We start from the raw sequence: 7,328 nt of genomic DNA on the forward strand, positions 1-7,328 counted from the left end.
TCGAGACTGCTGGGCTCTCGAAATCTCTTATGCCCCAAAAACCATTGCCTCAACCACAAGTGTGAACTAGAGTCCAGACACATGTCCAGAAAGAGAGGGTTTGCGCTATGACGCTTCGACCCGCAGACAGTTCTGCACTTCTCGTCGACGGAAAGCTGGTTCCCGGATCCGGCGGAACCTTCGAAGTTTTCAACCCGGCGACCGAGGAACTGATCGGCCGTGCGGCCGAAGGCACCGCCGCGGACATGGACGCGGCCATCGCCGCTGCGCGCCGTGCGTTCGACGACACCGAATGGGCACGCGATCACGGGTTTCGCGCTCGCTGCCTGCGCCAACTGTGCGATGCACTCCAGTCCCACATCGAGGAGTTGCGTGAGATCACCGTCGCCGAGGTCGGCGCACCGGTCATGCTGACGAGCGGTCCGCAACTCGAAGGCCCGATCGAAGATCTTCGCTACTGGGCCGATCTGATCGAAACCTATTCGTGGGAACAAGATCTCGGGCACGCGTCACCCATGGGGATTCCGACCCATCGCCGACTGCTCAAGGAAGCCGTCGGCGTCGTCGGCGCAATCACACCGTGGAACTTTCCGCACCAGATCAATTTCGCCAAGCTCGGTCCCGCCCTCGCAGCCGGCAACACCATCGTTCTCAAACCCGCGCCGGACACGCCCTGGTGCGCCGCGCTGGTCGCCAAGGTGATTGCAGAAGAAACCGAGATCCCGGCCGGCGTAGTCAACGTCGTGACGTCGACGGATCACTCCCTAGGCGCGCAGCTGTGCAGCGATCCGCGCGTCGATCTCGTGTCCTTCACCGGTTCCACCGCCACCGGACGCACAGTGATGGCCACGGCCGCGCAAACTCTCAAGAAGGTCTTCCTCGAACTCGGGGGTAAGTCCGCATTCATCGTCCTCGACGATGCGGACATCAAAGGTGCATGCTCGGTTGCCGCGTTCTCCGTCTGCGTTCATGCCGGTCAGGGATGCGCGCTCAGTACCAGACTTCTGGTGCCGCGCGCTCGGTACGACGATGCTCTGGCCGCGGCATCTGCCGCGATGGCGGGTATCCGAGCCGGCGACCCCAGCGCGCGCGGAACGGTGTGTGGCCCGGTCATCTCGGCGCGCCAGCGCGCCAGGGTGGAGAGCTACCTCACCCTCGCGGTCGAAGAGGGCGGCACGATCGTGACGGGTGGGGGCCGTCCCGACGATCGCGAGAGGGGTTTCTTCGTCGAACCCACTCTCATTGCCGGGCTGGACAACTCGTCTCGCGTAGCGCAGGAGGAGATTTTCGGGCCCGTCCTCGTGATCCTTCCGTACGACAACGACGACGACGCTATCCGGATTGCCAACGATTCCCCCTACGGCCTGTCCGGGTCGGTGTGGGGCACCGATCCCGATCGCGTCGCGCACGTCGTTGCCGGTGTCAGAACCGGAACGCTGAGCGTCAACGGCGGCGTCTGGTATTCGGCCGACGCACCGTTCGGCGGCTACAAACAATCCGGGATCGGCCGCGAAATGGGCCTCGCGGGTTTCGAGGAATACCTCGAAACCAAGCTCGTCGCTTCACCTTCCTGACATTCCACACCCTCACCACAGGATCATCACCACGAAAGTAGGTCGACATGGGACGTTTCGACGGTCGCACCGCGATAGTCACCGGAGCAGCGCAGGGTATCGGAGAGGCGTATGCCCGCGCTCTGGCCGCGGAGGGGGCCAACGTGGTCGTGGCGGACCTCAATCGCGAACTCGGTGAAGCTGTCGCCAAGCAGATCACGGCAGACGGTGGAAGTGCCGTGTTCAAGGACGTCGACGTCGCCGACGGGGAGTCGACTGCGGCACTCGCCGACTTCACGATCGAGCAGTTCGGCAGCATCGAGCACCTGGTGAACAACGCTGCCATCTACGGCGGAATGAAGATCGATTCCCTGTTGACGGTGGACTGGGACTACTACCGAAAGTTCATGAGCGTCAACATGGACGGCGCATTGCACGTGTGCAGGGCGGTAGTACCTCACATGCGAGCGAAGGGCGGTTCGATCGTCAACCAGTCCTCCACAGCAGCCTGGCTGTACTCGAACTACTACGGACTCGCGAAGGCCGGCGTCAACAGCCTGACACAACAACTCGCGACCGAACTCGGCTGGTCGAACATCCGGATCAACGCCATCGCTCCCGGCCCTATCGACACGGAGGCGACTCGAACCGTCACCCCCGGCAACATCGTCAAGGACATGGTGAAGCGAATCCCGTTGCAGCGCATGGGAACACCGGACGATCTCGTCGGCATGTGCCTGTTCCTTCTCTCCGACGACGCAGGCTGGGTGACCGGGCAGATCTTCAACGTCGACGGAGGCCAGGTGTACCGGTCATGACGCAATCGGCGCCGAAAGCCAGCGCTTCGAAAACCAGACTGGGATACATCGGCCTAGGCAACATGGGCGCGCCGATGGCGCAGCGCCTCCTGGACTGGCCGGGCGGACTGGTGGTGTGTGATGCCCGCGCAGAAGCGCTCGAACCGTTCACCACTGCGGGCGCGAGCGCAGCATCGACGCCCGCCGACGTTGCAGCGCAGGCGAGCATCATCTCCGTCACGGTGCTCGACGACGCGCAGGTACGCGAGGTTGTGTGCGGGCCGCACGGGATTCTGTCGACCGCACAGCCAGGCACTGTCGTCGCGATTCACTCCACTATCTCGGACACCACGGCGGTGGAACTCGCTGACATCTGTCAACAGCGTGGTGTTCTGCTGGTCGACGCGCCGATCAGTGGCGGTGCCGGCGGCGCAGCGCAGGGCAGGCTGGCAGTGATGATCGGCGGCTCCGACGAGGCGTTCGAAGCCGTCCGCGAGCCCTTCGGATCCTGGGCCGAGCTGGTGGTTCACGCCGGTGACGTCGGCGCGGGAACGCGAATGAAGCTCGCACGCAACCTTCTTCACTTCGTCTCGTTCACCGCCACGACCGAGGCCGCGCGACTCGCCGAAGCAGCAGGACTCGATCTCCGCACGCTCGGAAAGGTCGTCAGGCACACCGATGCGATCACCGGTGGCGCGGGCGCGATCATGCTCCGCGACACCACCGCACCGGTCTCGGAGGACGACCCGTGGTTCTCGATACTGCGGCATGTTCGCAATCTCGGGGAGAAGGACTTGGCCTTGGCCATCGACCTCGGTGATCGGCTGAATCTCGACCTGCCGCTCGCGCACCTTGCGCTCGCCGGACTCGGTGCCGGTCTGGGCGTCGGGAATGACAGCGAAGACAGGCCGGCCGAACCTTCAACGGCATCTACTACTCGGGAGCACGCATGACCGACACCACTCACATGACCGATGCCGGTGGAACCGACGAAAGCCGCATCTCCGAGGCCCGTGCTCGTGGCGTCGCGAAGATGAACGAGGTGTACGGCTGGGAGCTTCCCGCCGACGTTCCCGGCGACTTCTTCGCGGTCACCGCCGACCACCTCTTTGCCGACATCTGGACGCGACCGGGACTGTCGGTACGTGATCGACGACTACTCCTGATCGGTGCCATCACCGCCCAGGGGCAGAACGATGTGGCGAAGATCCAGATCAACGCTGCTCTCCACAACGAGGAGTTGACCGAGCAGCAGTTCGAAGAGGCCGCAATCTTCCTGTGCCACTACGTCGGCTGGCCGCTGGCCACCGGGCTCAACAATGCGCTGATCGCCGTGAAGGCCGACAGACGTAAAGCCGCGCGCGCCAAGGAGAAGGCCGCGGCCGATTCCGCGAAAACGGACACCGACTGACTTTCGGTCGAGATACTGCCATCAGGGCATCGATCACACCCACCGATTCCCCCACCAACCAACCAGAAGAACGAAGGATCCGAATCCATGGCCGAGGCCAGCTCAATCCGTCCGCAGTCCTCCGCAAACATCGAGCAGTGGCACTTCGAGGCTGACGTCGTCGTCGCCGGCTACGGCATTGCCGGAGTGAGTGCTTCGATCGAGGCCGCGCGAGCGGGCGCCGACGTGTTGGTGCTCGAGCGCACGAGCGGCTGGGGCGGCGCTGCGGCGCTGGCAGGCGGATTCATCTATCTGGGCGGCGGGACCCCGTTGCAGCAGGCACTCGGGTTCGAGGACTCCCCCGCCAACATGAAATCGTTCATGATGGCCGCACTCGGTCCCGGCGCCGACGAGGAGAAGATCACCGACTACTGCGAAGGCAGCGTCGAGCACTACAACTGGCTCGTCGACAACGGTGTGCCGTTCAAGGAGAGTTTCTACGGCCAACCCGGCTGGGAAACACCCTTCGACGACGGACTCATGTATTCCGGCGGCGAGAACTCGGCACCGTTCAACACGATCGCGACACCGGCCCCTCGCGGGCACGTTCCACAGATGAGCGGCAAGCGCACCGGGGAGAAGGGCGGTGGTTTCATGTTGATGAAGCCACTGATCGAGACGGCCGAAAGCCTCGGCGTACGAGCAGAATACGACATGCGAGTCCAGCGCCTGGTCGTCGACGGAGATCGAGTGGTCGGCATCATCGCCAAGCAGTACGGCAAGGAAGTGGCAGTTCGAGCACGCACGGGTGTCGTTCTGGCGACGGGAAGCTTCGCCTACAACGAAGCGATGATCCAGTCGTACGCCCCACGGCTGATCGGGCGCCCCGGTGCGGCTATCGAAGAGCACGACGGAAAGTCCATCCAGATGGCGCAGGCTCTCGGGGCCGACCTCGCGCACATGGACGCCACCGAGGTCGCATTCTTCGGCGACCCCCAGTTGATGATCCGCGGCATTCTCGTCAACGGACGCGGCCAGCGCTACGTCAACGAGGACACGTACCCGGGAAGAATCGGCCAGGAGACGCTGCTGCGCAACGAGAATCAGGCCTACCTGATCATCGACGAAGCTTCCTACGAAGAGGGCTGCGCCGCCGACAGTTCCACACCGTTCTTCAGATTCCAGCCCAAGTGGGTGGCCGAGACCGTCGAGGAACTCGAATCCGACATGGGTCTGCCGGAAGGCACCCTCCAGTCGACCGTCGAGGTCTACAACCGCCACGCCGCCCGTGGTGAGGACCCGGTATTGGGAAAGAAGAAGGAGTGGGTCAAGCCGATCGGCTCACCCGTCGCTGCGCTCGATCTTCGCAATTTCACCGCCGGATTCACGCTCGGCGGTCTGCGCACGTCGATCAACTCGGAGGTCATGCACGTCTCCGGCGAACCGATCCCGGGTCTGTTTGCCGCTGGACGATGCACCGCCGGTGTCTGCGCTGGCGGGTATGCCTCCGGAACGTCCCTCGGAGACGGCAGTTTCTACGGGCGACGCGCCGGAGTCAGCGCTGCCAAGGGCTGAGCGTCTCTTCTCAGATGTCAGCGTCCTCGCTGCGACGTTCGAGGAACAACGTGTCACGCCACCGCCCACCCAGTTGAGCGATACGCGAGCGAGTGCCGACGACTCGGAATCCGACGGCCTGGTGCAAGGCGACGCTTGCCCGGTTCTCCGGGAAAATCGACGACTGCACTGTCCAGATCTCACTGGCGTCGGCGGCTTGCACCTGTCGGCGAAGCAGCAGCTTGCCCACGCCGCGCCCGCGAGCGCCGCTACCGATGTAGATGGAGTTCTCGGCGACCCCGCGGTAGCAGTCTCGCGAGGACACCGGGCTGAGGCTCGCCCAGCCTTCGACGCGGCCGTCGATCTCGGCCACCCATCGATGATCGGGTAACCATTGCGCGTCGAGCTTCTCGGCGGATGGCACCGAGGTGGTGAACGTCGCGGTTCCGGTGTCGATTCCTTCGCGGTAGATCGAGCGGACGGCATCCCAGTCGCCGGATTCCATGCGGCGCACCACCACGTCATCGGGAAGAACTCCCAGTGTGTCTTCGACCGGACCGCGAGCAGCCACGACGGCGGCCGCTGCCATCAGATCGGAGTATGCCGTTCCGGCAACACTGACAACCGAAGTGCCTTCACGCACCGAAGCCTCGACAAAACCGACCTCGATCAAGGCCTCGAGGTGGGCACTCAACGCCGACGGCTCGAGTGATGCGGCGTGTGCAATCGTGTCGACGTCGATCGGACCGCCGGCAGCAAGTCGGAGCACTCGCAGCCGCGTCGGATCACCCAGGCACGCAAACCTGCGCGCAAGTACGTCGGTGTCGAGGGGAGCGAGTGTTTCTGAACTCATGAGGCGACTATAACGCCGCTGACCTGCAGTTCGGTCGGCTAGGTTCGGCAAGAGTGTCCCGGAGTGAGAAACAACTCAGCCACCGACCCCAGGGTTCGCCGGCTAACGCGCACCGATCGACGCGGCAATCATCGACCACGAGTTGTGAAGATCGTCCTGCCAGTAACCCCAAGAGTGAGTGCCAGTTGCCCGGAAATCATAGGTGGCCGGGATGCCCAAGGAGTCGAGCCGCTCGGCCAAACGCTGGGTGCACTGGTTCGTCCCGGCCTCGATGACTCCACCCACGATCACCTGGTTCGCCAGAACGCCGAGGTCGCCGTTGACCATCGGTCCGCCCAGATTCTCGTGTGGGCCGGGCAGGCCCGATCCATTGCTGATGTAGAGGTCGACCCCCCGCAATCTCTCGGCGTTGACCACAGGATCGTTGGCTACCCAGCCCGGACCGCCGGGAGGACCCCACATGTTGTCCACGTTGCCGCCGCGGAATCCGACCACGAATCTCACGTAGTCCTGACCGGGTTGAGTACTCGTCTCGGCACACCCGCTGAAAGCACCGACGGCACGGTAAACGGATGGCGCCGCCTCGGCCAGGCTCAGAACCGAGGTACCTGCCATCGACAATCCGGCAACGGCATTCGTACCCGTAGTCCCGAGCGTGGCATCGACGATCGGTGGCAACTCCTGGGTGAGAAATGTGGTCCACTTGTTCAGTCCGAGAACAGGATCGGGCTTCTCCCAGTCGGTGTAGTAGCTGTAGGCACCGCCGATCGGGTTGACGACGTTGACGTTCTTGTCGCCGAAGAAGTCGACGACGTCTGTCCGTGTCTGCCACGTCGCCGTGTCCTCGCCTCCGCCGGCGCCATTGAGTAGATAGAGGGTCGGCCGGGGCGCACTTGTGTCTGCCGGCCGAATCACCTCGAGCGGAATCACCTTGTCCATCGCAGCCGAGTAGACGTACATAGTCAGCTGACGGGCGTTGATCTCCTCGACGTGATCGAGAGCTGAACCGCCTGAAGGGGATGTCGGGGCCGGGTCAGCCGAGGCCAACGCTGCTTCGCCGAACAGTCCCGTCCACGCGACGAGGGCGACGACAAGCATTGCCCGAGTACGTCCGATTCTTCTCATTGCCGCTCCTCGTGCTCGATTGCGGTGCCCGGCAACAGCTCGGTGGCGCTCGCTTC

The 7,328-nt window shown here is 63.8% G+C and carries 7 protein-coding genes; 5 read left to right on the forward strand and 2 right to left on the reverse strand.

Going from position 1 to position 7,328, the window contains the following annotated elements:
• Positions 1-107: 107 nt before the first annotated feature.
• The 5 genes from A0W34_RS16260 (at position 108) to A0W34_RS16280 (ending at position 5,315) form a co-directional block, all read left to right on the forward strand.
• Complete coding sequence (locus tag A0W34_RS16260; RefSeq protein ID WP_007728641.1) at positions 108-1,574, forward strand: aldehyde dehydrogenase; 1,467 nt, start codon at positions 108-110, stop codon at positions 1,572-1,574.
• A gap of 47 nt (positions 1,575-1,621) precedes the next feature.
• Complete coding sequence (locus A0W34_RS16265) at positions 1,622-2,371, forward strand: SDR family oxidoreductase (protein ID WP_081557940.1); 750 nt, start codon at positions 1,622-1,624, stop codon at positions 2,369-2,371.
• Entirely contained in the window at positions 2,368-3,303 is a 936-nt protein-coding gene (locus A0W34_RS16270; RefSeq protein ID WP_081557941.1) for an NAD(P)-dependent oxidoreductase, read from the forward strand. Before A0W34_RS16265 ends, A0W34_RS16270 begins: the two co-directional genes overlap by 4 nt.
• Positions 3,300-3,761 carry a carboxymuconolactone decarboxylase family protein gene (locus tag A0W34_RS16275; protein ID WP_003944075.1) on the forward strand — a complete coding sequence of 154 codons (462 nt, stop codon included), beginning with the start codon at positions 3,300-3,302 and terminating at the stop codon, positions 3,759-3,761. The genes A0W34_RS16270 and A0W34_RS16275 overlap by 4 nt, the downstream gene beginning before the upstream one ends.
• An 87-nt stretch (positions 3,762-3,848) precedes the next feature.
• Complete coding sequence (locus A0W34_RS16280; protein ID WP_047272229.1) at positions 3,849-5,315, forward strand: FAD-dependent oxidoreductase; 1,467 nt, start codon at positions 3,849-3,851, stop codon at positions 5,313-5,315.
• 10 nt (positions 5,316-5,325) lie between these two features.
• On the opposite strand, the gene A0W34_RS16285 is transcribed toward A0W34_RS16280, so the two are convergent.
• Positions 5,326-6,147: a helix-turn-helix domain-containing GNAT family N-acetyltransferase gene (locus tag A0W34_RS16285; protein WP_003944042.1), complete on the reverse strand. Its 822-nt coding sequence runs from the start codon at positions 6,145-6,147 to the stop codon at positions 5,326-5,328.
• Positions 6,148-6,249: 102 nt separating this feature from the next.
• Positions 6,250-7,272, reverse strand: a complete 1,023-nt coding sequence (locus A0W34_RS16290; RefSeq protein WP_003944025.1) for an alpha/beta hydrolase — start codon at positions 7,270-7,272, stop codon at positions 6,250-6,252.
• Positions 7,273-7,328 lie beyond the last annotated feature (56 nt).

It is taken from the genome of Rhodococcus sp. BH4, from assembly GCF_002079265.1.
In the GTDB taxonomy this organism is placed as follows: domain Bacteria; phylum Actinomycetota; class Actinomycetes; order Mycobacteriales; family Mycobacteriaceae; genus Rhodococcus_F; species Rhodococcus_F qingshengii.